This window comes from Streptococcus sp. 27098_8_82 (genome assembly GCF_041431615.1).
Taxonomy (GTDB): domain Bacteria; phylum Bacillota; class Bacilli; order Lactobacillales; family Streptococcaceae; genus Streptococcus; species Streptococcus sanguinis_K.
Window position 1 is genome coordinate 1 of sequence record NZ_JAPVYB010000006.1, and the last position, 24244, is coordinate 24244.

23 protein-coding genes and 1 other RNA gene are annotated in these 24244 nt (G+C 43.6%); 3 read left to right on the forward strand and 21 right to left on the reverse strand.

Translation table 11 applies throughout. The features are described 5' to 3' along the window. Positions 1 to 153 precede the first annotated feature (153 nt). From hpf to O3627_RS09145, 3 genes are all read right to left on the reverse strand, one after another. Positions 154 to 696: a ribosome hibernation-promoting factor, HPF/YfiA family gene (gene hpf / locus O3627_RS09135; RefSeq protein ID WP_002903257.1), complete on the reverse strand. Its 543-nt coding sequence runs from the start codon at positions 694 to 696 to the stop codon at positions 154 to 156. A gap of 81 nt (positions 697 to 777) precedes the next feature. Next, positions 778 to 1443, reverse strand: a complete 666-nt coding sequence (locus O3627_RS09140) for a ComF family protein (protein ID WP_371621358.1) — start codon at positions 1441 to 1443, stop codon at positions 778 to 780. Then, on the reverse strand, positions 1440 to 2738 hold the full coding sequence (locus O3627_RS09145; RefSeq protein ID WP_002920044.1) for a DEAD/DEAH box helicase: 1299 nt from the start codon (positions 2736 to 2738) through the stop codon (positions 1440 to 1442). Before O3627_RS09145 ends, O3627_RS09140 begins: the two co-directional genes overlap by 4 nt. Before the next feature lie 55 nt (positions 2739 to 2793). Here O3627_RS09145 and O3627_RS09150 point away from each other — a divergent pair, with 55 nt between their 5' ends. Further along, positions 2794 to 3426 carry a YigZ family protein gene (locus tag O3627_RS09150; RefSeq protein WP_002903261.1) on the forward strand — a complete coding sequence of 211 codons (633 nt, stop codon included), beginning with the start codon at positions 2794 to 2796 and terminating at the stop codon, positions 3424 to 3426. A 100-nt stretch (positions 3427 to 3526) separates the two neighbouring features. Continuing rightward, on the forward strand, positions 3527 to 4456 hold the full coding sequence (gene cysK / locus O3627_RS09155; RefSeq protein WP_002903262.1) for a cysteine synthase A: 930 nt from the start codon (positions 3527 to 3529) through the stop codon (positions 4454 to 4456). A 104-nt stretch (positions 4457 to 4560) separates the two neighbouring features. Here the strand turns inward: cysK and O3627_RS09160 are convergent, their stop codons facing one another. The 13 genes from O3627_RS09160 to O3627_RS09220 form a co-directional block, all read right to left on the reverse strand. Next, positions 4561 to 4923 (reverse strand): S1 RNA-binding domain-containing protein, encoded by a 363-nt coding sequence (locus O3627_RS09160; protein WP_002901252.1) that lies wholly within the window; start codon positions 4921 to 4923, stop codon positions 4561 to 4563. Then, positions 4923 to 6323: a bifunctional Cof-type HAD-IIB family hydrolase/peptidylprolyl isomerase gene (locus O3627_RS09165; RefSeq protein ID WP_125383270.1), complete on the reverse strand. Its 1401-nt coding sequence runs from the start codon at positions 6321 to 6323 to the stop codon at positions 4923 to 4925. Before O3627_RS09165 ends, O3627_RS09160 begins: the two co-directional genes overlap by 1 nt. Positions 6324 to 6362: 39 nt before the next feature. Continuing rightward, positions 6363 to 6995: a response regulator transcription factor gene (locus O3627_RS09170; RefSeq protein WP_125383272.1), complete on the reverse strand. Its 633-nt coding sequence runs from the start codon at positions 6993 to 6995 to the stop codon at positions 6363 to 6365. Further along, positions 6973 to 7992: a sensor histidine kinase gene (locus O3627_RS09175; RefSeq protein ID WP_125383273.1), complete on the reverse strand. Its 1020-nt coding sequence runs from the start codon at positions 7990 to 7992 to the stop codon at positions 6973 to 6975. The genes O3627_RS09170 and O3627_RS09175 overlap by 23 nt, the downstream gene beginning before the upstream one ends. Further along, positions 7989 to 8684 (reverse strand): cell wall-active antibiotics response protein LiaF, encoded by a 696-nt coding sequence (gene liaF, locus O3627_RS09180; RefSeq protein ID WP_002893496.1) that lies wholly within the window; start codon positions 8682 to 8684, stop codon positions 7989 to 7991. Before liaF ends, O3627_RS09175 begins: the two co-directional genes overlap by 4 nt. Before the next feature lie 145 nt (positions 8685 to 8829). Next, on the reverse strand, positions 8830 to 10683 hold the full coding sequence (pknB, locus tag O3627_RS09185; protein WP_125383275.1) for a Stk1 family PASTA domain-containing Ser/Thr kinase: 1854 nt from the start codon (positions 10681 to 10683) through the stop codon (positions 8830 to 8832). Further along, the gene (locus O3627_RS09190; protein ID WP_002893499.1) at positions 10680 to 11420 is read right to left on the reverse strand and encodes a Stp1/IreP family PP2C-type Ser/Thr phosphatase; all 741 of its coding nucleotides are present in this window, start codon (positions 11418 to 11420) and stop codon (positions 10680 to 10682) included. The genes pknB and O3627_RS09190 overlap by 4 nt, the downstream gene beginning before the upstream one ends. An 18-nt stretch (positions 11421 to 11438) precedes the next feature. After that, positions 11439 to 12755, reverse strand: coding sequence for a 16S rRNA (cytosine(967)-C(5))-methyltransferase RsmB (gene rsmB / locus O3627_RS09195; RefSeq protein WP_371621359.1), 1317 nt, complete (start codon positions 12753 to 12755; stop codon positions 11439 to 11441). Next, positions 12745 to 13680: a methionyl-tRNA formyltransferase gene (gene fmt, locus O3627_RS09200; protein WP_002908995.1), complete on the reverse strand. Its 936-nt coding sequence runs from the start codon at positions 13678 to 13680 to the stop codon at positions 12745 to 12747. The genes rsmB and fmt overlap by 11 nt, the downstream gene beginning before the upstream one ends. A gap of 83 nt (positions 13681 to 13763) precedes the next feature. After that, entirely contained in the window at positions 13764 to 16151 is a 2388-nt protein-coding gene (locus O3627_RS09205) for a primosomal protein N' (RefSeq protein ID WP_002908992.1), read from the reverse strand. Between the two features lie 60 nt (positions 16152 to 16211). Then, the gene (rpoZ, locus tag O3627_RS09210) at positions 16212 to 16526 is read right to left on the reverse strand and encodes a DNA-directed RNA polymerase subunit omega (protein ID WP_002893503.1); all 315 of its coding nucleotides are present in this window, start codon (positions 16524 to 16526) and stop codon (positions 16212 to 16214) included. A gap of 25 nt (positions 16527 to 16551) precedes the next feature. Continuing rightward, the gene (gene gmk / locus O3627_RS09215) at positions 16552 to 17184 is read right to left on the reverse strand and encodes a guanylate kinase (protein WP_002893505.1); all 633 of its coding nucleotides are present in this window, start codon (positions 17182 to 17184) and stop codon (positions 16552 to 16554) included. Positions 17185 to 17371: 187 nt separating this feature from the next. Beyond that, a complete protein-coding gene (locus O3627_RS09220; protein ID WP_125383278.1) occupies positions 17372 to 18985 on the reverse strand; it encodes a ribonuclease Y in 1614 nt (537 codons plus the stop codon). 364 nt (positions 18986 to 19349) lie between these two features. On the opposite strand from O3627_RS09220, the gene O3627_RS09225 reads away from it, so the two are divergent. Further along, entirely contained in the window at positions 19350 to 19832 is a 483-nt protein-coding gene (locus O3627_RS09225) for an S-ribosylhomocysteine lyase (RefSeq protein ID WP_002893508.1), read from the forward strand. Positions 19833 to 19934: 102 nt separating this feature from the next. On the opposite strand, the gene O3627_RS09230 is transcribed toward O3627_RS09225, so the two are convergent. The 5 genes from O3627_RS09230 to O3627_RS09250 form a co-directional block, all read right to left on the reverse strand. Continuing rightward, positions 19935 to 21392 (reverse strand): cell division site-positioning protein MapZ family protein, encoded by a 1458-nt coding sequence (locus tag O3627_RS09230; protein ID WP_125383279.1) that lies wholly within the window; start codon positions 21390 to 21392, stop codon positions 19935 to 19937. A 12-nt stretch (positions 21393 to 21404) separates the two neighbouring features. Beyond that, a complete protein-coding gene (locus tag O3627_RS09235) occupies positions 21405 to 22559 on the reverse strand; it encodes a class I SAM-dependent RNA methyltransferase (protein WP_002908164.1) in 1155 nt (384 codons plus the stop codon). 283 nt (positions 22560 to 22842) lie between these two features. Then, positions 22843 to 23210: RNase P RNA component class B (gene rnpB, locus O3627_RS09240), an RNA gene on the reverse strand. A 22-nt stretch (positions 23211 to 23232) separates the two neighbouring features. After that, entirely contained in the window at positions 23233 to 23595 is a 363-nt protein-coding gene (gpsB, locus tag O3627_RS09245; RefSeq protein ID WP_125341611.1) for a cell division regulator GpsB, read from the reverse strand. Between the two features lie 71 nt (positions 23596 to 23666). Next, entirely contained in the window at positions 23667 to 24194 is a 528-nt protein-coding gene (locus tag O3627_RS09250; RefSeq protein ID WP_343092085.1) for a DUF1273 domain-containing protein, read from the reverse strand. Positions 24195 to 24244: the final 50 nt, after the last annotated feature.

A 24244-nucleotide genomic window follows, 5' to 3' on the forward strand; every position in this document is an offset into this window, starting at 1 on the left:
CATTTTTTTAAAAATTTTTTGAAGTTTATTTTTTAACTGTAAGTATAAAGTTAATTTCTTTATACGTAGGGTGCTTGTTTTATGTCATTTGACAGTAGAACTTTCTATAAAATAAAAAGGTTGAGAAACATGCTCTCAACCATCTTTTCTTATTTATTTGACTTCTAACAGGCCAATATCTCCATCCTCACGACGATATATGACATTCGTACTGCTATCCTCTGCATCGGAATAGATAAAGAAATCATGTCCCAATAAATCCATCTGCAGAATTGCTTCTTCCAAGTCCATTGGCTTCAAATCGATGTGTTTTGAACGAACAACTTTTGACGGAACTTCTTCTGCTTCCTCAGCAAAGGAATCTGTGAAAAGCTGGCTTGTAGCAACCTTATTGCGATTCTTTCTTTCAATCTTGGTCTTATTTTTGCGGATTTGGCGTTCAATCTTATCTGTGACCAAATCAATTGATCCATACATGTCCTGAGAGATATCTTCTGCACGAAGAGTGATGGAGCCTAGCGGAATTGTCACTTCCACTTTCGCAGTCTTTTCACGGTAAACCTTGAGGTTCACACGCGCATCAAGTTCTTGCTCTGCTTGGAAATACTTCTCAATCTTCTCAAGTTTAGAAACTACGTAGTCACGGAGAGCATCTGTTACTTCTAGGTTTTCACCACGGATACTATATTTAAGCATATAAGTACCTTCTTTCTATACATAAATGTTTTATTTATAATATCATTATAACGCTTTCATTCCTTTTTTGCAAATTTTTTCTTATCTTGCGATTGAAAATGTCAAAATTTCTTTCACTCCTGCTTCCAGCAAGATTTGCTTGGCTAATTGCAAGGTTTTTCCAGTCGTATAGATATCATCAACCAGCAAAATTCTATCTGGCAAATCAACTCCATTCTTAATTTTAAAAGCCTGCTGCGTCTGCAGACGCTCCTCACGAGTTTTACTTGACTGTGCTAGGGTGTCTTTTTTCTCTAAGATATTTCTATATGACAAGTTTGCAGCATCTAAAATACCCTGCACTTGATTAAATCCTCTTACTTGGAATTTTTCGATGCTGACTGGAATCGGAACAATAGCATGCTCCCTAAACAATTTGACTGCTTTTTTAGTTGCTTTTGCAAATACAAAACGCAGTGCATAGTCTCCCTGAAACTTGTATTGACTGAAATAATTCTTCATTGCTTCATTATAGGTAAATAGTGACTGATGCTGGACTTGATTGCCCTCTTTCTCCCATTTTTGGCAATCCATACATAAGTTTGATTGCCCGTTGCGAAAACATCGAGGGCAATGCTCTTCAGATATGCGTTCAAAATTTTGATAACAAGTGGAGCAGCAGCTTGGTCTTTCTCCTTTTAATAGAAAAAGCTGCAAAAAACTGACTTTCTCCTCAATTAGCTCCTTACATAAAAGACACGTTGTCATAATCCCGCCTCCTTATTCATATCCCTCATTTCCCGAATCGCCTTTTCCATAGCAAGGGTAGTCCCATCATGAAAAAATAGCAACTGTCCAGTCGGTCTATCCATACTACGGCCAACTCGGCCTGAAATCTGAACCAGAGCACTACGACTGAACAAACGATGATTGGCTTCCAAGACAAAAACATCCACGCCAGGAAAAGTTACTCCACGCTCTAAGATAGTCGTTGTCACCAAAATAGTGATCTCCTTGCGACGAAACTGCTCGACAATCTCTAGACGATTTTCTGTTGTGGAGGCGACAAAAGCCAGCTTTTCATCAGGCAGAGCAATCTGCAAAGCCTGAGCAACATCCTCTCCTCTTTGAATTTCTGCAGCAAATATTAAAAGAGGAAATTGAGTCTCCCTCTGTTTTTGTATATATTTTAAAAGTTTAGGTGCTATTTTCTTCTTCTGAAGATGTTTTTGAAAATCAGATAACCAAACTTTCTGAGGGATGGTCAAGGGATTACCATGAAATCTTCTGGGAAGACTCAGGCGTTTCAACTCACCTTTTTGAACTCTTTTATCCAATTCATCTGTGGAAGTGGCTGTCAGAAAAATAGTTGTAGCATCCTCTTTAACTGAACGCTCTACAGCGTGATACAGTATGGGATTATCCACATAAGGAAAGGCGTCTACCTCGTCCACAATCAACAAATCAAAAGCCCGATAAAATTTTAAGAGCTGGTGGGTGGTCGCAATTACCAAGGGGCTGCGAAAATAAGCTTCTGACTCCCCATGCAGAAGGGCTATTTCACAAGAAAAGTCTTCTTTTAGGCGCCGATAAAGTTCTAAACAAACATCAATCCGCGGACTGGCCAAGCAAACAGACCCTCCTCTATCAATAACTCTTGCAATCACTTGGTAAATCATTTCTGTTTTTCCAGCGCCAGTAACAGCATGCACTAACGTATTCTGTCTTTTCTCTAGCGCATCCAGTAAGCCTTTGGAGACCTTCCCCTGAAACTCTGTCAGTTGCCCCTGCCATTTAAGCACCTGTTTTTTAGGAAAATCCTCTTGAGGAAAATAGTAAAGTTTTTGGTCACTCCGTACCCGGCCCAATATTAAGCATTCTCTACAATAATAAGCTCCAACAGGTAGCTGATTTTCTCGTTCAATCAAGCTGTTGCAGCGTCCGCAGTGGAGCTTGCCTTTTTCTTCTCGGATACTGGGAATTTCTTTTGCTTGTGCTCGCAAGCTAGACTCTAACTGACTCTCTGTAAATATACGTCCTAAACAATCTTGCAACTCTAACATACTTATTTATTCGTAATTTTTTGGCAAAATTCATATTTTCTTGTAAAATATAGTTATGGAATTTAAGACAATTAAAGAAGATGGCATGGTTCAAGAGGAAATTAAAAAATCCCGCTTTATCTGCCATGTAAAACGAGTTTACTCCGAGGAAGAGGCTCGCGCTTTTATCACTGCTATAAAAAAAGAACATTACAAGGCCACTCATAACTGCTCTGCTTTTATCATTGGGGAAAAGAGTGATATAAAGCGAACTAGCGATGATGGTGAGCCCAGCGGAACAGCCGGAGTTCCTATGCTGGGAGTCCTAGAAAAGCACAATTTGACCAATCTTTGCGTGGTGGTTACTCGCTATTTTGGCGGTATTAAGCTAGGAGCCGGCGGTCTGATTCGAGCTTATGCCGGCAGTGTTGCTTTAGCTATTAAGGAGATTGGACTGGTTGAGATAAAAGAACAAGCTGGCCTGCGCCTAAGACTGTCTTACAGCCAATATCAGGATTTTACTAATTTTTTGAAGACAGAAAATCTTGCTGAATACGATACTGAATTTACAGATACCGTCTCCACCCTTCTTTTTGTTGATAAAGGTGAAAGAGAACTGCTCAAAGATAAGCTAACTGAGTTTTTTAAAGGCAAATTAGAAATGATAGATCAAGGACTGCGCCAAGTAGAAGTCCCCTTGACACTTTGACATAAAGAAAAGCTATGGCTCTCATAGCTTTTTTATATTTTACAAAGCTCTTATTTCATTTTATACTAATTCTATTAAATTATATTGAGGTATGTATTCTATGTCACGTATTTATCAAAATATTACAGAACTAATTGGGCAAACTCCCATCGTCAAATTGAACAACTTGGTTCCAGAAGGAGCTGCTGAGGTTTATGTGAAGTTAGAGGCTTTCAATCCTGGCTCTTCTGTCAAAGACCGGATTGCCCTCAGCATGATTGAGGCGGCTGAGCGCGATGGCCTTATTAAGCCTGGCGATACCATCGTTGAAGCAACCAGCGGAAATACCGGTATTGGCCTTTCATGGGTTGGAGCAGCTAAAGGCTACAAGGTCGTCATTGTTATGCCAGAAACCATGAGTGTGGAACGCCGCAAGATTATCCAAGCTTATGGTGCTGAGTTGGTCTTGACTCCGGGTAGCGAAGGAATGAAAGGTGCCATTGCAAAAGCACAAGAAATTGCGCAAGAACGTAATGGCTGGCTGCCACTACAATTTAATAATCCGGCCAATCCAGAGGTTCACGAACGAACAACAGGAGCAGAAATTATTGCTGCTTTCGGTGAAACTGGACTGGACGCTTTTGTTGGCGGTGTCGGAACTGGCGGAACTATTTCCGGTGTATCTCACGCTCTCAAAAAAGTTAATCCGGACATCCAAATCTACGCAGTTGAAGCAGACGAATCTGCTATCCTTTCTGGTGAGAAGCCAGGTCCTCACAAAATCCAAGGGATTTCTGCCGGATTCATTCCAGAGACCTTGGATACAGCAGCCTACAACGGTATTGTCCGCGTAACTTCTGATCAAGCACTGGAATTCGGACGCTATATTGGCGGTCAGGAAGGCTTCTTAGTGGGGATTTCATCTGCTGCTGCTATTTTCGCAGCTATTGAAGTAGCGAAAAAACTAGGAGCTGGCAAGAAAGTCCTTGCTCTGGCTCCTGATAACGGCGAACGTTACCTGTCTACCGCTCTCTACGAATTTGATGCTTAGTATTTTTTGAAAACATGTCCATTTCAACTTAGCAATCGGCTATGATTTGAATGGCAATTCTATCTAAGCAAAATATCCTGTTCTCTTATGGAACAGGATATTTTTTAAACTTTTTCTTCTTTTAAGAATTTTTTTGCCTCTTTGATCCAGATAGGCAGCTGTCTGCCTAAAGGCTCAAAACCAATTTTACAGCGGTCGTTTGAAAAGCGGTGGCGTCTAGGGAGGCGGTGCTTTTCTTCTTCCAGGGTCCGCATGGACAGACTGGACTTCCCAGAAAATTCATCATAGTCCACAACCTGTACTAATACCTGCTGGCCAATCTTTACACTATCATGGATATTTTCAATATAACCCGGACGAATTTCTGAGATATGAATCAGACCAATCGTACCATTTTCCAGCTCAACAAAAGCTCCATAAGGCTGAATCCCTGTGATTTTGCCTTTTAATTTATCACCGATTTTCATCAGTCTTCTACCTCAATTGTCTCAATCACAACATCTTCCACCGGCTTATCCATAGCCCCCGTCTCAACAGCTGCAATCTTGTCCAAAACTTGGTAGGACGCTTCATCAGCCAGCTGACCAAAGACAGTGTGGCGCCGATCCAAATGCGGTGTTCCTCCCTGACTGGCATAGACTTCAGCGATAGCTTCAGGCCAGCCGCCGCGGCTCAATTCCTTAGCTGAATAAGGAAGATTTTTATTTTGAACAATGAAAAATTGGCTGCCGTTAGTATTTGGCCCAGCATTTGCCATGGAAAGAGCCCCACGAATATTGTAAAGCTCAGGTGAAAACTCATCTTCAAATTTCTCACCATAGATAGACTGACCGCCCATACCGGTACCAGTAGGATCACCACCCTGAATCATAAAGTCCTGAATAATGCGGTGGAAAATCACACCGTCATAATAACCATCTTTAGCAAGGGCAATAAAGTTGGCTACTGTTTTTGGTGCCTGTTCTGGAAACAGCTGAACTTTCATGTCACCGTGATTAGTCTTGATAGTCGCTTTTGGACCTTCTGTTGCTGCAAGTTCTACTTGTGGAAAATGTAATTCTTTTTCTACCATACCTAACTCCTCTAAAGCGGCAAAAATACCGTCTTCTTCTACTGTTTTTGTAATATAATCTGCTCTTTTTCGCAGTTCTTCATGGGAAACGCCCATGGCAATGCCAATTCCGGCATAGTCAAACAATTCCAGATCATTGAGTCCGTCGCCAAAAACCATGACATTTTCAGGTTTCAAGCCCAGATGCTCGACAACCTTGGAAACTCCGGCTGCCTTGGAACCTTCTGTCGGCACGACATCTGACGAATGAGGATGCCAGCGAACCAAACGCAGATGCTCCGCTAACGCCTCTGGCAACTGCAGGCCATCTCCTCTATCCTCAAAAGTCCAAAGCTGATAAATATCTTTTTCTAAATGAAAGTCTGGATTTACAGGCAAATCTGGATAAACCACATCAATGGCCTCTGAAATCAGAGAATTTCGATTGGACAAGGCTGCTCCATGACTGCCGACCAAACCATAGTCAATCCCTACTTCCTGAGCCCAAGCAATATAGGACATCACTCTATCAGACGGGATAACCGTCTGAGAAATCACCTTCCCTTTGCTGTCTTCGACATAGGCTCCGTTCAGGGTAACGAAAAAGTCTGGCTGCAAAGCTCTCAGCTCCGGCACAACACCAAACATTGCTCGACCAGACGCAATACCCGTTAAAATTCCTTTGTCTTTCAACTGCTTGAAAACTGTCTGGATAGAATCTGGGATAAAACCTGTATCCTTGACTCGCAAGGTATCATCTATATCGAAAAAGACAATTTTTGTCTTTTTAGCCTTATACTTTAATTTCGCGTCCATATCTCCCCTTGTCCAATCTTAATCTTTTCTATTATACCATTAAAAGTCTTCTTGTGGGACAAGATGGTGCTGAAAAGCATAAACAACTGCCTGCGTGCGGTCGCTCACCTCCAATTTGGACAGGATATTGGAAACATGAGTCTTGACCGTTTTGAGGGAAATGAAAAGCTCATCCGCAATCCGTTGATTCTCATATCCCTTGGCTAAAAGCCCTAAAATATCATGCTCACGAGCTGTCAAATCCTCGTGAAGTTCAATATGGTTGCGATGATATTCTACTTTTTTGCTGACCTCTGTTTCAATGGCAAATTCTCCCTTGGCCACTTTTTTGACAGCACGGAGAATTTCTTCAGCGCTGGAAGTCTTAAGCATGTATCCATGAGCGCCTGCATCCAGAACAGGATAAATTTTTTCATTATCCAGATAAGAAGTCAAAATCAGAATTTTTGCTTCTGGCCACTCTTTTAAAATGGCCAGTGTCGCTTCAATCCCATTCATCTCAGGCATGACAATATCCATGATAATCACATCCGGACGACTTGCCAAAGCCTTCTCCACACCTTCTTTGCCATTAACTGCTTCGGATACCTCTGCTATATCCTCTTGCAGTTCCAGGTAACTTTTCAATCCCAATCTGACCATCTGATGGTCATCCACTAACAATATCTTCATGATCTTCTCCTTCTAGTAAAGGTATCGTGATTTCAATAGAAAGACCTTTTCTGGGGGCTGTCAAAAGCTTAAAAGTCCCCGCCATATCCCGTACACGGTCTTCCATATTTTTCAAGCCGTAGCTGAGTTCATCCTGAGCCAACGGATCAAAACCGACGCCATTATCAGATACCTTGATTTTAAGCTCATTAGGCGCCTGATAGAGGTAAATATCCAACCGACTGGCCTGGGCATGCCGCAGTGTGTTGTTGATAATTTCCTGCATGATTCTGAAGACATGCTCCTCCATCTGTTTGGGTAGATGCCCAACCTGATGATTGAAGTGAACATCAATGTCGCTTTTATCAGTCAGCTCCTTGATAATCACATCCATCCCTTCGACCAGAGTCTTATTTTCCAACTCTGTAGGCCGCAGGTGAAGCAGGAGAATCCGTAAATCCTTCTGGGCTGTGTCCAGAATATCGGCAATCCCCTTGAGCTGTTTTTGCAGTTTTTCTCCATCAAGCCGTTCTACATTTCCAGCCACTCCTGAAAGAATCATATTGGCTGCAAATAATTCCTGACTGACAGTATCGTGCAAGTCACGCGCAATCCGCCGCCGTTCTTTTTCGATAATTTTCTCTTCCGTCTGCAGGGTTTGGTTTTCAGACTTTTGGAGATTTTCTGTCAGACGGTGCAGCCTTCTCTCGATCTGATGCAGAGAGCGATCCAGCTCGGGCTGGTCTGTCGGCTCCAGTCTCCGTCCATCCAGCAAATGCCGAAGATTTTTTTGAACATGGGCTACCGATAGATACTGTATCAAGCGGGCTGCTATCACAATCAGAATGGTCAGTGATAAACCGATAATCACAACAAAGAACACAAAAGACTGCAACAGCTCCAAATCATTAAAGAGCTCCTGCCAAGTAAAATCAAAAATATTGAAAATATAATGAAAGATGATAAATAAGACAAAGAAAGTATAGAGGAGAATGAGAAAATAATTTGATTTCTTCACTTTCTGACAACCTCCACATTTCCTAAGAAGCTGACGAGGACAATCTTCACTGTCTTATTGGCCCGTTTATAGTCTGGTGTCGTCAGCGAAATAGTTTCATTGCGCAGCTTGCGGGATGGATGATGCAGAAAGTTTAGCTCCCCGTAAAGAGTATTGATTTGCAGCTGAATTTCCACATCCAGCGGCACAATAATCTTGGTATCGCCAAAACCTTTTCGAATGACAATGACATTATCATGATTGACCAAAATCACGTCTTCCAAATGAATGGTGTCTTTCCCAACAATGCGCAAGAGATTGATGTCGTGAAATTGACAGCTGTCTTTAGAAAAATGCTGCAGGTCCCCCAACCAGCGATTCTTCTCACTCTGAATTTCCACATCTTCTTCGTAAACGAGATGGGTTTCTTGATTTTCCTTATAGATATAAGGATAGGCCACAATCATCCCATAAACCAGCGCGAATAAAAGGGCAGCAATGACGTAGGGATTGAGCATAATAATGAAAAACAGCATAATCATGGAAGCGACCAGCAGAAAATTCCCTTTTTGCTTGCCGAAGTAATAATAGAGCAGCAGCAAAAAAAGGACCAAGATAATGACAACACGTGAAAAATCAGCTGCCAACATGGTCACCAATGCCATGGATAGTAAGACTGTTTCAACAAAGACAAATAATTGAACCTTCCACATAGCCGTTTCCTTTCTCTACCTTCCTATTTTAACAAAATTAAACCAAAAATCCTCCGTCCAAGGCATGAAATGGGGAAATTTGTCCAGCAACAAAGAAAAAACCATCCTTTCAAGCCAGAAAGCTTAAAAGGATGGCCTAGCTTCATCAATGGTCGGAAGAACTAGAGCTACTAGAATGACTTTCATCATCGGACGATGAACTGCTCTTTGAGCTGCTACTAGACGATGAAGATGACGAGCTAGATGACGATGGTGTTGTTGCTTCTGTCACGTAAAGAGTGATTTTTTCATTAGACTTGAGGTCAATTGTCTGACCAGCTGCTGGTGACTGGGAAGTTACCAAGTCTGCCTGAGTAGAAGAGACCGAACGGTCAACAACTCGCTCAATTCGGGAAGAAGAAATTCCCATTTGAATCAAGTAAGAACGTGCATTAGCGTAGGTGTACTGCATGCTACCAAAGTCAGGCATAGACACACTAGTTACTTCTTTGGCCACTGTCAGCTTAATCTTATGATTAGAAGTCAAATCATAGGTCGAACCAGCTGCTGGTGACTGACGAATGACCTGACCTGGCTCGTACTCGTCCGATTCCTCCTCAACAATCTCAATCAATTTCTCAGAAACATTATAGTTTGTTTTCAGATTTTCAACCACGGCTGATTTTGCTTGACCGACATAATCTTCCATTACAAAGGTCTTGGGTCCCTTGGAAATAATCAGGTCAATCTTGCTGCCTTCGCGGCGCTGACTATTGGCCTGTGGATCAGTTTTAATGACTTTGCCAGATTCGACATTGTCGCTGTATTCTTCCTTTTCGTCTCCGACAACCAGCTTCTTAGCTTCGATAGCGGAGCGAGCCTCTGCTACAGTCTGACCAGAAACATCTGGCACGCTGGTATTAGACGGGCTGTTATAGAGAAGGACAACAAAAGCTGCCAAAACCAATAGGACTGCAAAGAAAAGCACCTTGTAACGCGTTCTCAAACGACGTTTCTTTGGAACTTTCTTAACCGTATCAGCTGTCTCTTCCTTAACTTCTTCCGATTCCGTTTTAGCTGGAGTTGGCTTAACAGGTGGAACTGCTGGCTGCGGTACAGGTGAGATTTTTGGTAAGGTCTTAGTGTCTGCTTTCGCTACATCATCAAAGACTAATTTCTTTTCATTACGGCGCTCATAGGATAAGCTGCTGGACAAATCAACATACATCTCTGCAACCGACTGATAGCGATCCGTCAGTTTTTTGGCTGTTGCCTTAATGACGACATTTTCCAAGGCCTGAGGCACATTAGGATTTTCAGAAATGATGGATGGCAGCGGCTTTTGGAAATGCTGCAGGGCAATCGTAACGGCACTATCCCCATCATAAGGGATATGACCAGTCAGCATCTCATAAAAAATAATCCCCATCGCATAAATATCACTCTGAACAGTTGCTTTAGAGCCACGTGCCTGCTCAGGCGATAGATAATGAACCGAGCCTAGCATTGAGTTAGTCTGAGTCAGACTTGTCTCCGCAAAGGCCACCGCAATCCCAAAGTCTGTTACCTTGGCATTGCCATCTGGGGTCAAGAGGACATTTTGTGGTTTCAGGTCACGATGGACAATACCGCGTGTATGCGCTAAGCGCATTGCCAGCAAGATTTGTCCCATGATTCTGACTGCTTCTTCATTTGAAATCGGAGAATTCTCTTTGATATAGCGCTTGAGGTCAAGACCTGCCACGTATTCCATAGCCAGATACTGCTGGCCATCTTCTTCCCCAATATCAGTAATCCGAACGATGTGCGGATGGTCCAAGTCAGCCATCGCCTTGGCTTCCCGCTGGAAACGCGCGACAGCGATAGGATCTGTCTGGTAATTGGTCCTAAGAACCTTTACCGCAACTTCCTCACCATCCAAAATCAAGTCCTTGGCCAGATAGACATCTGCCATGCCTCCGCGGCCAATCTGCTTGATGATTTTATATCGCCCGGCAAAGATTTTGCCGATTTGAATCATGCCTTATCCTCCTTGTCAAAGCGAACCAGAGCAACTGTGATGTTATCCAGTCCTCCAGCATTGTTGGCAAAGCGAATTAAGGTTTCTGTTTTTTCAGACAGGCTGATGTCGCTGGTGACAATGTCACAAATTTCACTGTCTGAAATCATATTGGTCAGACCGTCACTGTTAAGCAGGAGGTAGTCACCATCTTCCAAGGTAATCATGCCATAGTCAGGCTGCACTTCGTCTTTTTGACCAATAGACTGGGTAATGATATTCTTCTGCGGATGACGCTCTGCTTCTTCTGGAGTAATCTGTCCAGCTTTCAACAAAGCATTAACAAGCGAGTGGTCATTAGTCAGCTGACGGTATTCATCACCGCGAATCAAGCCGATACGAGAATCGCCGATATGGGCATAAATGGCTTGATTATCAATGATAGCCAAGGCTTCCAAAGTCGTGCCCATGCCCTTGTATTCTTCATCTTGACCAAATTGATGAATGCGCTGATTTTCCTCTTCCAAGTGCTCCGCAAACCATTCACGCACTTGATTCACCGAATCAATCTGTGTATCAACCCAGGCAGCTCCTAAGTCTGTCACAGCCATTTCGCTGGCAATGTTTCCAGCTCTGTGGCCGCCCATACCATCTGCCAAGATGATAAGGGTCTTGCCCGCCCGGTTCACAAAAAGATTGGCATAATCTTGGTTATTTGTACGCTTTTGACCAACATCTGTTAATAATGAAATTTCCATACTGTCAGTTTCCTCCTCTTATTCCGATATCTTCCTAAATTGACTGATAAAAAATCCGTCGCTTTCATATAATTCCGGCGTAATCAAGATACAGCCGTCTTTGACGATATCTTTTCTTTCATGGTCTAATAAGACTTGCTCAAAGTTTGGATGACTGGCCAGAAATTTCTCGACAACCTCAAAATTCTCTTTGGCCATAATCGTGCAAGTACTATAAGCTATTATACCACCTTTACGTAGACTTTGACAAACGCTGTCTAGTATATCCAGCTGAATTTTTTGTAAATTCTCAAAATCTGCATTTTCTTTATTATATTTTATATCCGGTTTGCGGCGAATTAAGCCAATACCAGAGCAAGGAGCGTCCACCAGGATTTTATCGAAAGCATCTGGGCCAAATGTCTCAAACACCTTGGTCGCGTCTAGCTTTTTCGTAGTGATTTTATCAGCCAAGCCCAGTCTTTCTGCATTTTCTTCTACGAGCTCTAACTTATGATCGTAGAGATCTAAGGCTGTAATGTGACCGTTCGTCAGATAGGAAGCCATATGGACAGTCTTGCCCCCCGGTGCACTGCAGGCATCCAGAATCTGCTCCTCTCCTTCGATGTCCAGAGTAGGAGCCACCAGCTGACTAGACTCATCCTGAATCGTAATCGCTCCGCTTTCAAAGAGCTGGTGCCCAGCAAAATGCCCCTGTTTCTTAAACAAGGCTGACGGAGATAAGAGCGAGTCCTCAGCCCCTAAAAGCTGGCGAAGCTCTGCCTTTCGCGACATATCCGTCACTCGAATGCTGGCCTTACTGCGAACAAAGAGACTGGCAAAGATAGCTAAAGCTCTTTCTTCGCCATACTCTTCTATCAGGTCTTTGACCAGCCAGACCGGCAGAGAATACTGAATCGAATAGCGCTTGTTTTTGCGCTTGATTGTTTCAAAATCAGCTACACCCTCACGCTCAATCCTACGTAACAAGGCATTGGCAAATTTTTCGCTGCCTCGTTTACGTATTTTCGCAATTTCAACAGCCTCATGAACAACTGCATGCTGAGGGATTTTATCCAGATAGAGCATCTGGTACAGACTGAGCATAAGCAGAATGTAGAGCCAGTTATCCAATTTGTCCCTATCCTCAATCAGATGGGACAGATACCATTCCAGAGTGATTTTCCGAGCAACTGTGCCGTAAACTAGCTCTGTTACCAGACCTTTATCTGCTTGATTCAGCGAGCTTTGACTCAGAGCCCGGTTTAAGGCGATATTGGAATAGGCTCCTTCTTCAAAAACTTCTTCCAAAACTTCTATGGCCTGCCAACGGGCCGTTTTTTGCTTACTTTCCAAAAGTATCTCCTACGGATAGGCTGCGGCCCAGTCCATTCAAAAAATCAACGATAGCCATCTTGGGCTTACCAGCAGGCTGAACTGTCTTCAGCGAGAGAGCTCCCTGTCCAGCTGCGACCACTAGCTCTTTTTTACTAATAGACAATATCTGTCCCGGCTGACCGCTGCCAGCTGCCATATCTGCTTCGTAAATCTTAAAACGTTGCCCTTGCAGCAAGGTATGAGCTACCGGCCAAGGATACATGCCACGAATTTGATTGAAAATTTGTCGGTTTGTTTTGCTCCAGTCTATCCGCTCTTCTTCTGGGCTGATATTCGGAGAGAAAGTGACCTGGCTAGGATCCTGTGGCTGAGGAATAATCTGCCCTGCCCTATAAGCTGGCAGCACATCCAATAACAGATCTCGACCAATAATCGCCAATTTTTCAAAGAGAGTTCCGACATTATCTGTCTCTTCAATCGGCGTCGCCTTGCTGGCTATCATGTCTCCAGCATCCATTTCCTTGACCATTTCCATAATCGTAACACCCGCTTGCTTATCACCATTGATCAGAGCATAGTGAATGGGCGCACCACCTCGGTATTTAGGCAGCAAAGAGGCATGAACATTCACCGCAAAATCAACACTGTCCAGCAAGCGGCTAGGCAAAAACTGTCCAAAAGCAGCTGTGACAATACCATCTGCTTCTAAGTTCATCAGCTCCTCTAAATCCGAGCTTTGAGCCAGTTTTTCCGGTTGATAAACCGGTAGCTTGTATTCCAAGGCCAGCTCTTTTACCGGAGTCATGCGGATCTCTCTTTTACGGCCGACGGCACGGTCCGGCTGCGTTACAACTGCTAACACTTCGTATTGACCGCTATCCAGCAACCCTTTTAGGACAGTCGCTGAGAAGTCCGGTGTTCCCATAAATATTATTTTCATCATTTTAAACTATTGATTCCTTCTTTGTTCCTTCCCTTATTATATCAGAAGTCGCCTACAACAACCTTAATCTCGGCTAAAATGCTTCACATAAAATTTTGTGGCTCATTATCAATTGTCAGGCGTAAATCTTTATTGTCCCGATTTTGTGTCCAGTCCAAGACTTGATTTAGCGTCGCCTGCAGCTTGTCCTCAAAGCGATATTTGAGCAAAATCTGATAATGATAGAGATTGTGGGTGCGGGCAATCGGCTTCGGCGTTGGACCCAGGATTTGAACTTTTTCTGACAGACCGCTTCGCAGAATATCCATAACTTCATAAGCTTTTCGCACTGCTGTCTCTTCATCCTTGTGCGACAGGGTTAGACCGACTGTAAAGTAATAAGGCGGATAGCCTAGCTGCCGGCGGATTCCCATTTCATAAGCATAAAAGCCCTCGTAATCCTGTTGCTTAGCAAACTCAATGGCATAATGATGAGGATTGTAGGACTGGATAAAGACCTGACCAGCCTTTTCAGCCCGACCAGCCCGGCCCGCCACCTGAGTCAGCAGCTGGAAGGTTCGTTCTGAAGAGCGAAAGTCCGGTAGATTAAGAGCAGTATCTGCATTGAGAACACCAACTAGCGTCACGTTTGGAAAATCCAATCCCTTGGCAATCATCTGGGTGCCTAAGAGAATATCTGCCTGCCCCTGACCAAAGCTTTCTAAAATGGCTTCATGACTGCCTTTCTTACGGGTCGTATCTACATCCATCCGCAAAATGCGAGCCTGTGGAAAGAGCTGAATCAACTCATCATAAGCTTTCTGCGTCCCAGTACCATAATAGCGAATGCTGCGGCTGGCACAGTTAGGACAACTCTGAGGAATATTCTTAGTAAAACCACAGTAGTGGCAGTTCATGGTCTTAGTGTCCATATGCAGGGTCAGAGAAATATCACAGTTGGGACAGCTGTCAACGGTCCCACATTCCCGACACATAACAAAGCTGGAATACCCCCGCCTGTTGAGCATGAGAACCGTCTGCTCTCCCTTATCCAGACGATCTTGAATAGCCTCTAGCAGGACTGGGGTGAAATTACTGGCCTCATGCTGCCCGATATAATCCCGAAAATCCACCACTTCCACTTGAGGAATCTGCGCCAGCGGATTTGCACGCTTGCTGAGCAGCTGAAAATCATAGACTCCACGGCTTGCTCGGGCACGGCTCTCCAAGCTCGGAGTTGCCGAACCTAACACTAAGACAGCTTGATTATACTGAGCTCGCAGGAGAGCCACCTCTCTAGCATGATAGCGAGGATTAGAATCCTGCTTGTAGGAGGACTCATGCTCTTCATCAATGATAATGGCTCCAATATTTGTCAAGGGAGCAAAAATAGCTGAACGCGCGCCGACAACGACCTGGGCAGCTCCTCGCTCCACCTTGCGCCACTCATCATATTTCTCACCGTCAGACAGACCTGAATGCAAAATTGCAACTTGGTCGCCAAATCTAGAAATAAAGCGATCTGTAACCTGCGGAGTCAGAGAAATCTCCGGAACCAGCATGATAGCGGTCTTGCCCTGGGCCAGTGCCTCTGCGATGACCTGAAGGTAAACTTCAGTCTTCCCGCTGCCAGTAACCCCTTCTAAGAGAACTGGCTGAGAATGACTCTGACCAATTTTCTGAGTGATTGCCGCAACCGCTGCAGCTTGTTCATCATTTAAGGTCAGACTTTGCTGCTGTCGCTCCTTTTGGAAATAAGCAACAGAACGGCTGATTTCTCTATCCTCAATGCTAATTAGGTTTTCTTTGATAAAGTAATTAATAATATCGCGCGAAAAATTTTCTCGCAAATCTGCCAAGAGCTGGCTATCCTGCTGCTCCAGCAAGACTTCTTTTAATGCTTGTTTTTTCTTGGCTTGTCGGGGAAGGTCATGATTTTGCAGAGCGGTATGATTGACCTGATACCATTTCTCAGTCTTAATATGCTTCTTGTCCGTCGCCTGATACTCCAGCCGAATGCGGCCAGTCTGGGTCAGTCGCATCAGCTTGGCCTGACTTTTCTTGTCCAAATCAGAAAAGCGAAGACTGTCCTCCTGACCAAAGATAGCTGAATGCTCCTCATCATTCAGCAGCTCCGTCGGATAGAGTAGTTTATCATAGCTGGAGTTGAGAAGACTAGGCAGCATGGCCTTTAAAAGGCTAATCTTATAGGAAAAGACTGACTTGCGCAGCTCATCCGCCAGCCAGAGCTGTTCCTGATTCAGCACGGGACTGAAATCAAGGACTTCCGCAATCTCCTTCAGCTCTTCTTGGTCTCCTGTCTCATCAAAACCAACCACAATCCCTTGAATCAGGCGATTTCCCTGCCCAAAAGGAACATGGACCCGCATGCCAGCTGTCAGCATCCCTACAAACTCTTCTGGAATAGCATAGCTATAGGGCTTGTCCGTCTGCATCAGAGGAACATCCACAATAATCTTTGCCACCTTCATATTCTCACCCCACTTTCCTCAACATCGTCACAGAAAAAATAAGATTGAGCATCCCCAACCTTAAATCTTCTCACCTTCTTCTTTTTCTTTAGCGATTTGCTCTTTAATCTTGCGTTCTTCTTCTTCTTTACGCAGGCGCTCTTCTTCTGCCCGACGGCGAACTGCCTCACGCTTGCCTTCTGGATCTGGATGGATAACGACATTGCCGGATTCAATTTCTTCCAAAGCACGAAGAGTGGATTTGACAGACTTGAATTCCTGCGTAGCGGGAGCTCCAGCTTCAAGCTCATGAGCGCGCTTAGCTTCTAAAATAACCAAGGAATACTTTGACGGAACCTTGTCCAGCAAAGTGTCAATAGACGGTTTTAACATCATAATTTTCTACCTAATTTCTAACTTTCTATCGAATAATCGTTTCATTTTTTGGAAGCATGTCCTGATAACGGCCGATAACACGGTCTACTCGGAAATGCTCTGCTTCAATCACGCGCTTGACTCGGTCGGCAGCCAGCGGAACCTGATCATTGACAATGGCATAATCATACTCGCGCATGAGGGCAATTTCTTCTTTGGCCTTTTCAATGCGCTGGGCGATAATCTCAGCACTGTCTGTCCCACGGCCGACCAAGCGGTCTTTGAGTTCTTCTAAGTCTGGAGGAGTCAAAAAAATAAAGACGGCATCTGGAACTTTTTTCTTGACTTGCAAAGCTCCCTGAACCTCAATCTCTAAGAAGACATCAATACCTTTATCCAACGTTTCATTGACATAAGTCAGAGGCGTCCCGTAGTAGTTTCCTACATACTCTGCATACTCCAGCATCTGTCCCTGACGAATCAGCTCTTCAAACTCCTCGCGAGTGCGGAAGAAATAGTCAACTCCATCCACTTCACCTGGACGCTGAGGACGAGTCGTCATGGATACCGAGTACTGGAATTGGTTATCAGTGCTTTCAAAAATTTCTCGTCTAACAGTCCCTTTTCCTACACCAGAGGGACCAGAAAAGACGATTAGTAAGCCTCGTTCCGTCATCATGTCTCCTTCACAGTCTTTCTATCTAGTGTAACAAAATTAGGCTGATATTTCAAGAGGATAGGAAGAAATGTATGTGTCTAGAGTTTTGAGAAAATAGAAAAAATAAGCAAGCAATCATACGGAAAACTAAATAGGCCAGCAGAACATTCAAGAAAAAAGCAATCTGTTACCAGACTGCATTTCTTCTTTATTTTGCGTAGTCAACGGCTCGCATCTCACGGATAACTGTTACCTTGATATTGCCTGGATATTCTAAGTTATTTTCGATCTTTTCACGAACATCGTGAGCCAAAATCGTAATCTTGTCATCCTTAATCTTGTCCGGCTGAACCATAATCCGGATTTCACGACCGGCTTGTAAAGCAAAGCTGTTCTTGACACCCTTGAAGCTATTAGCGATTTCTTCCAAATCTTGGAGACGCTTGATATAGCTTTCCAGAGATTCACTGCGGGCACCTGGACGAGCAGCACTGAGAGCGTCTGCTGCAGCTACGATAACAGCAATGACACTTTCCGCTTCCACATCTCCGTGGTGACTGGCAATCGTATTAACAACAACTGGATGCTCCTTGTACTTACGAGCCAGTTCTGTCCCGATTTCCACGTGGCTGCCTTCAACCTCACGGTCGATAGACTTGCCAATATCATGGAGGAATCCAGCACGGCGAGCTAAATTAGCATTTTCACCTAGCTCAGCAGCGATGATACCGGAAAGCTTGGCAACCTCAATAGAATGCCTCAGGACGTTCTGACCATAAGAAGTACGGAACTGCAAGCGACCCATGATTTTCATCAAATCAGGATGCAGGTTAGGAGCTCCGATTTCATAAGCTGCTGCTTCCCCGTACTCACGGATGCGATTGTCAATTTCCAGACGATTCTTCTCAACCAACTCCTCGATGCGGGCTGGATGAATGCGACCATCTTTCAAGAGTGCTTCCATGGTCATACGAGCAATCTCACGTCGAATCGGATCAAAACCTGAGAGAGTAACCACTTCAGGCGTATCATCAATGATGACATCAATACCAGTCAGACTTTCAAAAGTTCGGATATTGCGACCTTCACGGCCAATAATCCGACCCTTCATACTGTCATCTGGCAGATGCACCGTTGAGTTGGTTTGCTCAGCTACATAATCACCGGCAATACGCTGCATGGCTTGGACCAAGATATTCTTCGCAACCTTATCAGACCGCTCTTTGATATCTTGCTCAGCATCCCGAATTCTAGTCGCAATCTCTTTAGAAAGCTTGTCCTCGGTCTGCGTCAAAATAATATCACGCGCTTCTGTCTGCGATAGCGAAGCAACTCGCTCCAGCTCTGCTGCCTTCTGCTTTTCAAGTTCCGCTACTTGTTCTTCACGCGCATCAATGTGTTTAGATTTATCTGAGAGACTTTGTTCTTTTTGCTCCAAAGCCTTTTCTTTGTTGCTTAAATTATCGTCTTTGCGGTCAAGGGTAGAAGCGCGCTCTGTCAAGCGGCTTTCGATTTGTTTAAACTCTTGACGTTCAGACTTAAATTCTGCATCAACTTGTTCACGATATTTTCTGGCTTCTTCTTTTGCCTCCAAAAGTGCTTCTTTTTTAAGCGAACTTGTTTCCCGCTTGGCTTCTTTGACAATCAAATCAGCTTCGCGTTCAGCCTGTCCGCGTAAATTGGTTGCTTCTTGTTCAGCATTTAAAAGAGTAAGCTCTGCAGCTTCTTTAGATGATTTCATCTTAGCTGAGACACTTACATATCCAATCACTAAACCAATGATGGCAGCAAAAACAGACATAATTATAGGAAATAGGTCCATGTTTTTACTCCAAATCTATTTAATTGTTGAATTCAAAATTCCATACTATTCTATCACAAATCTAAAAAATTCACAAACCTATTTTTTGAAAATCAAGAAAGCTTTTGTCCAATTTTTACCGACTAAATCTTCAAAGTTTGTAGAAGCCTGAGCACCAAAACTTTTTCAAACCATAAGCAAGATTGTTCAAACTTTTCATTCCCCTAAGACCTAAACTTTATTCCCAAATAAAAAATTTTTATGCTATAATCAGAGAAGAAAAGATGCATATGAGACAGGCTTTTTCTTCACTAACAAGACAAACCTATGGCTTGATATGACTAGAAAAACCTTCTCGCACTCGCTACATTGTAAAGGAGAAACCATGTCTAAAGAAGTTATCGTTGAAAGCTTTGAGCTGGATCACACCATCGTCAAAGCGCCTTATGTTCGTCTCATCGGAGAGGAAACCGGCCCTAAAGGCGACATCATTTCCAATTTTGATATCCGTCTGGTTCAGCCTAATGAAGATTCCATTCCAACTGCCGGCCTGCATACCATCGAGCATTTGCTGGCCATGCTGATTCGCAAGCGCATTGATGGTATGATTGATTGCTCACCTTTTGGCTGTCGCACCGGTTTTCATATGATTATGTGGGGCCAACACAGCTCCAGCCAGATTGCTCAGGTCATCAAATCCTGTCTGGAAGAAATCGCTGAGTCAACTAGTTGGGAAGATGTCCCTGGAACAACCATTGAATCCTGCGGAAACTACAAGGATCACAGCCTCTTTTCAGCCAAAGAATGGGCTAAACTTATTCTCAGCCAAGGAATCTCAGATGATGCCTTTGAACGCCATGTGATTTAAAACAATAAAAAGTTCTCGAAATCGAGAACTTTTTTTGTGCATGTATAATGAAATCCATCAACAAGCTATAAAGCCAGCTGCTGAAGAAATATTCACAGATGACTAGAAATCAAGCGAGTCAGCATGACCCGGTCCATTTCCGACGAAGTATCCAGTCTTACAGTTAATACTGAAGAGGTAGGTGCCGTCTGGCTTGAAGAGGTTGTAGTAGCCGTTTCCTTTAATAATATTGACGCGTTCCAGGATATAGTTATCACCAGAAATATAGCCACGCTCACGAGAAGTTTGCAAAATCTTCTCCAGAATGCCAGGATTGAAAGTCCAAGCCGGATTGTTGACATCATCAATAGCCGCTTGGTTATAAGGGACACGACTGAGGTCTCTCTGCAGATTTACTCCATTGCTTGAAAGACCATAGCCAGAGTATGAGCTGGAAGCGCCTGAACCAGAAGCAGATGCACTTGAACCACCACTTGTACTTGCACCGGTGCCTCCCTGATCAGTAGCAGGCGCTGGTGTTGGTACTTGTTGACTACGTCCTTGGGCAATCGCTGCCTTTAGAACTTCATCTAGCTTAGCATTGCCACTTGATACATCTGAGAAGGTCGCATTTGTATTAGCCTTGGCTTCCTTGTTCAAGACGCCGTCAGTAATCGCTCCGCCGTCAAACTGCGAATTGACACTTTGAATAGCTGAAATTTGTTTCACTAGGGAATCATACTTGCTCTTAGCGGCATCATAGTCTTTGCTGCCTTTTAGTTTTTCAAGTAAGGTTTTTAATTTTTCCAAGTCGCCGAATTTACTGTTTTTGACAGCTGTCTGATTGCTATCTGTGAAAAATGCAGCATACTCATCATTAAAGGACTTCAGATCCTTGGCAGTATTATCAGAGCTAGAGGAAGACGAGCTCTTTTTGCTGGACTGCGATGTTGAAGAGCTTGAGCTTGTAACGGTCTTGTTACCCCAATTATGCCCCAGAGCAAAGTAAAGCCCCGTGCCCGCTACAGCAATCCCTAAAAGTCCTAAAACTGGATAAAGGAAAGCTTTTTTCTTGTAGAAAGGTGTCTTAGGAACCTGTAATTCCTTTTCATCAAGCGGTTCTGGAATAGGACCGTAAGATGTCTTTTGAACGGGAGCGGCAGGAACCGCATCTTCCTGCTCTGAGCGTTGACTGCGAGAACCTAAGGGATTTGGAGCTGCTTCTGGCTCACTTGCTGTCTCAGTGGCTGTCAACTGAGCTGCTGGAATCTCCTGCTCACTTTCAACCTCTTGCCGTCTTTCTTTGATGAAGTCGGTCAAATCAGAAGAGGCTTGCTCAGCTTGAGCAGCTTCCTGCTCCTGCAGCTTTCTGATTTTCTGAGTTTCAAATTTTCCAGCTTCGATTTCCTGACGGTGCTGCTTGATGTACTTATCCAGCACATTGTCGCTTTCATTCACACCGGCTTCCAGCTCCTCTTTTTTACGAGTAGCTTGACCGACTGTCATTTCCTTGGCCTCTTCAAAATCAAGGACCGACTCTTTCTTTTCTTCTTCCGGTGAGTAGTTTTCTTCTTTCGTCACGGCAAATCCTTTCTAATCTAACTGACGTTTGACACGCTGGCCAAAATACTGATATAAATCCACTTTTAAAGTACCATTATAAAGTTTGCGTTTTTTATCGGCCTGACTGCCATATTTGCTTTCAAAAGCTTCATCGCTAGTCAGGATAAACTTGCTCCAGGTTTTGAGCGGAGCAAAAGTTTCTCCCATCTCCTGATAAAGACGAGTCACAGCCTCATCATCTAGGAGGCGCTCCCCATACGGCGGATTAGAGATAATCACACCATTAATCTTATCTGTATGCAAATCCTGCAGACGCATCTGCTTGAAGTGAATCTGCTCTGCTACTCCTGCTTGCTCAGCATTTTTTCGAGCTAGTTCTACCATACGGCCATCGATGTCCGAGCCAGAAATATCCAGCTGGATGGTCTGATCAATCTGATTGAGTGCAGTCGAGCGAGCCTGTGCTACCAAGTCTTTATCCACCCAATTCCAGTCTTCAAAGGCAAAGGAACGATGGAGTCCCGGCGCTATCTTCATCCCAATCATGGCTGCCTCGATACAAAAAGTACCAGAGCCGCAAGTCGGGTCTATCAAAGGCTTATCAGGATACCAATTGGACAGGAGTAAAATGGCTGCTGCCATATTCTCCTTGATCGGTGCACCACCTTTATCGGCCCGATAACCACGTTTGAAGAGGCTGGATCCTGTCGTATCAATCAAGACTGTCGCTACATCTTTTAGAATAGACACCTCTATCCTAAACTCAGCTCCATTTTCCTGCAAAGGAACCCCTTCCGGACGAGCATAATGCTTCTGCAGCTTCTTGACAACTGCCTTTTTAGAAATAGCCTGAACACTGGGCTCATTGTGAAGTTTTGACTTGACGCATTTAGCCTTGGCAATAGGAAATTTAGCTCCCAGCGGTAGATAATTCTCCCAATCCAGAGCAAAAACTCCCTGAAAGAGCTCTTCGAAAGTCTTTGCTGAAAAACTGCCAACTACAATCTTAATCCGATCGGCCGCACGCAGCCAGAGATTGGTTTGAATAATCGTACTGACATCACCCTCGAAGCGAACCCGACCATTTTCGACCTGACAATCAAGTCCCAGCTCTCTGATTTCACGGCCGACGACAGCTTCTAGCCCTGCCGCTGCGGTCGCAATTAAATTAAATTTTTCTTTCATCTCGGCTTTTAAATGGATTCCAATCTATACAAACAAAGGGAGTGAGACAAAAATCGTGATTTCGTCACATCGATTTTCCTCACTCTCCCTTTTTAAATTTTGGGCTGAGAAGGTTTCGCTGCCATTGTCAGCCAGCTCATTCCTTGAAATGTCCATCAGACAAATGAAGCAGCAGCTAGTTGAACTTGGCAGAGAATAGAGCGCTCAGCCACTCTCTTGCTATTCTATTATAAAATTTAAAGAGGACAGGACTTGACGTCCTAGCCTCAGCCTATATGCAATTTTCTGTAAGCCATGTTTTGTTCCGGAAATGACTAGGTACCATTTCCTTCGATAATCATCTGTCTACTGTTTCCAGTCAGAGTGCTATGTTCGCTTCCACGCACTCCATGCCCCGACCAAAGTTTGGGTTGCTAGCTTGAGGGGTTTACCGCGTTCCACTTCTTCTGTTTCCAAAAGAACTACGTCACTGTGGCACTTTCAGACCTAATCAGACATATCAAAAGACTTAGCCCTTTCAGTCGCCGTAACGGAAAAATCCGTCCCTAGGCTTATTTCTTCGCCTAGCACAAACACTACCGGCATCACAGCCAGTGCTAGCATGGACTTTCCTCATGAAAATCTAAAATTTCCACGCGATTATCCAAAAATTGCACTGTTCTAAAAAGAACCATTATTCACGATCCAGAATTTGTTTCCCGAATACTTCCTTTTCAAGACGGTTCAAGCGCTTCAAGATATCAAAATTAGTCGCAGAAGTCATCTGAGGGAAGTTTTCTGCAGTCGACTGAGTTGTTTGTGTTGATTGGACAGGCTGAGTCGGCTGAACCGGTGCTTTTTCAACCGGCTTCGCAGCCAACTCTTCCTTGAGACGGCGATTTTCCTCACGCAGCTCCTTTACCAAGGCTGCATAAGTCTCATAATCCTTGATAATATCGTCCAAAAACTCATCCACTTCGGACTTGCTGTAACCGCGTACTTCGCGTTTAAAATCCTGATCAAAAATATCTTTTGCTGTAAAAATAATACTTGCCATCTTCTCTCTCCAATCTAGTTTATCATATTCAATTATAAACAAAATGCACTATAAAAATCAAGATTTATTATCTAATTTCCCGAAAAATTTTCGGCCACTTCATTCAGGTCATCAAATGTTAATTTTTTGATAAAATATTGTTCTTGCTTTTTCATTTCTTGGTAAAGATATTTCAATTTTGTCTCCTGTTCTTCATCGTAAAAGAGGTAAGCTCCGTCTGTATTTTGAATGACGAATTGATTGTAATCACGAAACTGACTGGGATTTTGGTAGGTAGGATAAGCATACTTGACAAAATCGGTCTGCTTAAAAGCAGCTAATTTTGCCTGATTGGCTTCATTCCAATTTTCACCTTGATTCTCAAAGAGAAAGATGGTTGCCGTCTGAAATTTATAGTCTTTTTTCAGTTCATTAGCTAGATCCAAAACCCAAGACTCAAAGCCCAGATTACCCAGAAAAACCAGCCAATCCACTCCGTCTTTCAAAAAACGAATTAAATCCCTCTTAGCGGCTTCTTTTATGATATTTATTCTCATATCTTTTTCCGTCGAAATGCCGATTTCAAAGGCTTTGTAGCCTGTTATTAGTAGACTGGTCATTTATTCTCCCTTAAAAAAGTTTTTTGTGGTATAATAGAGTGATGCTATTG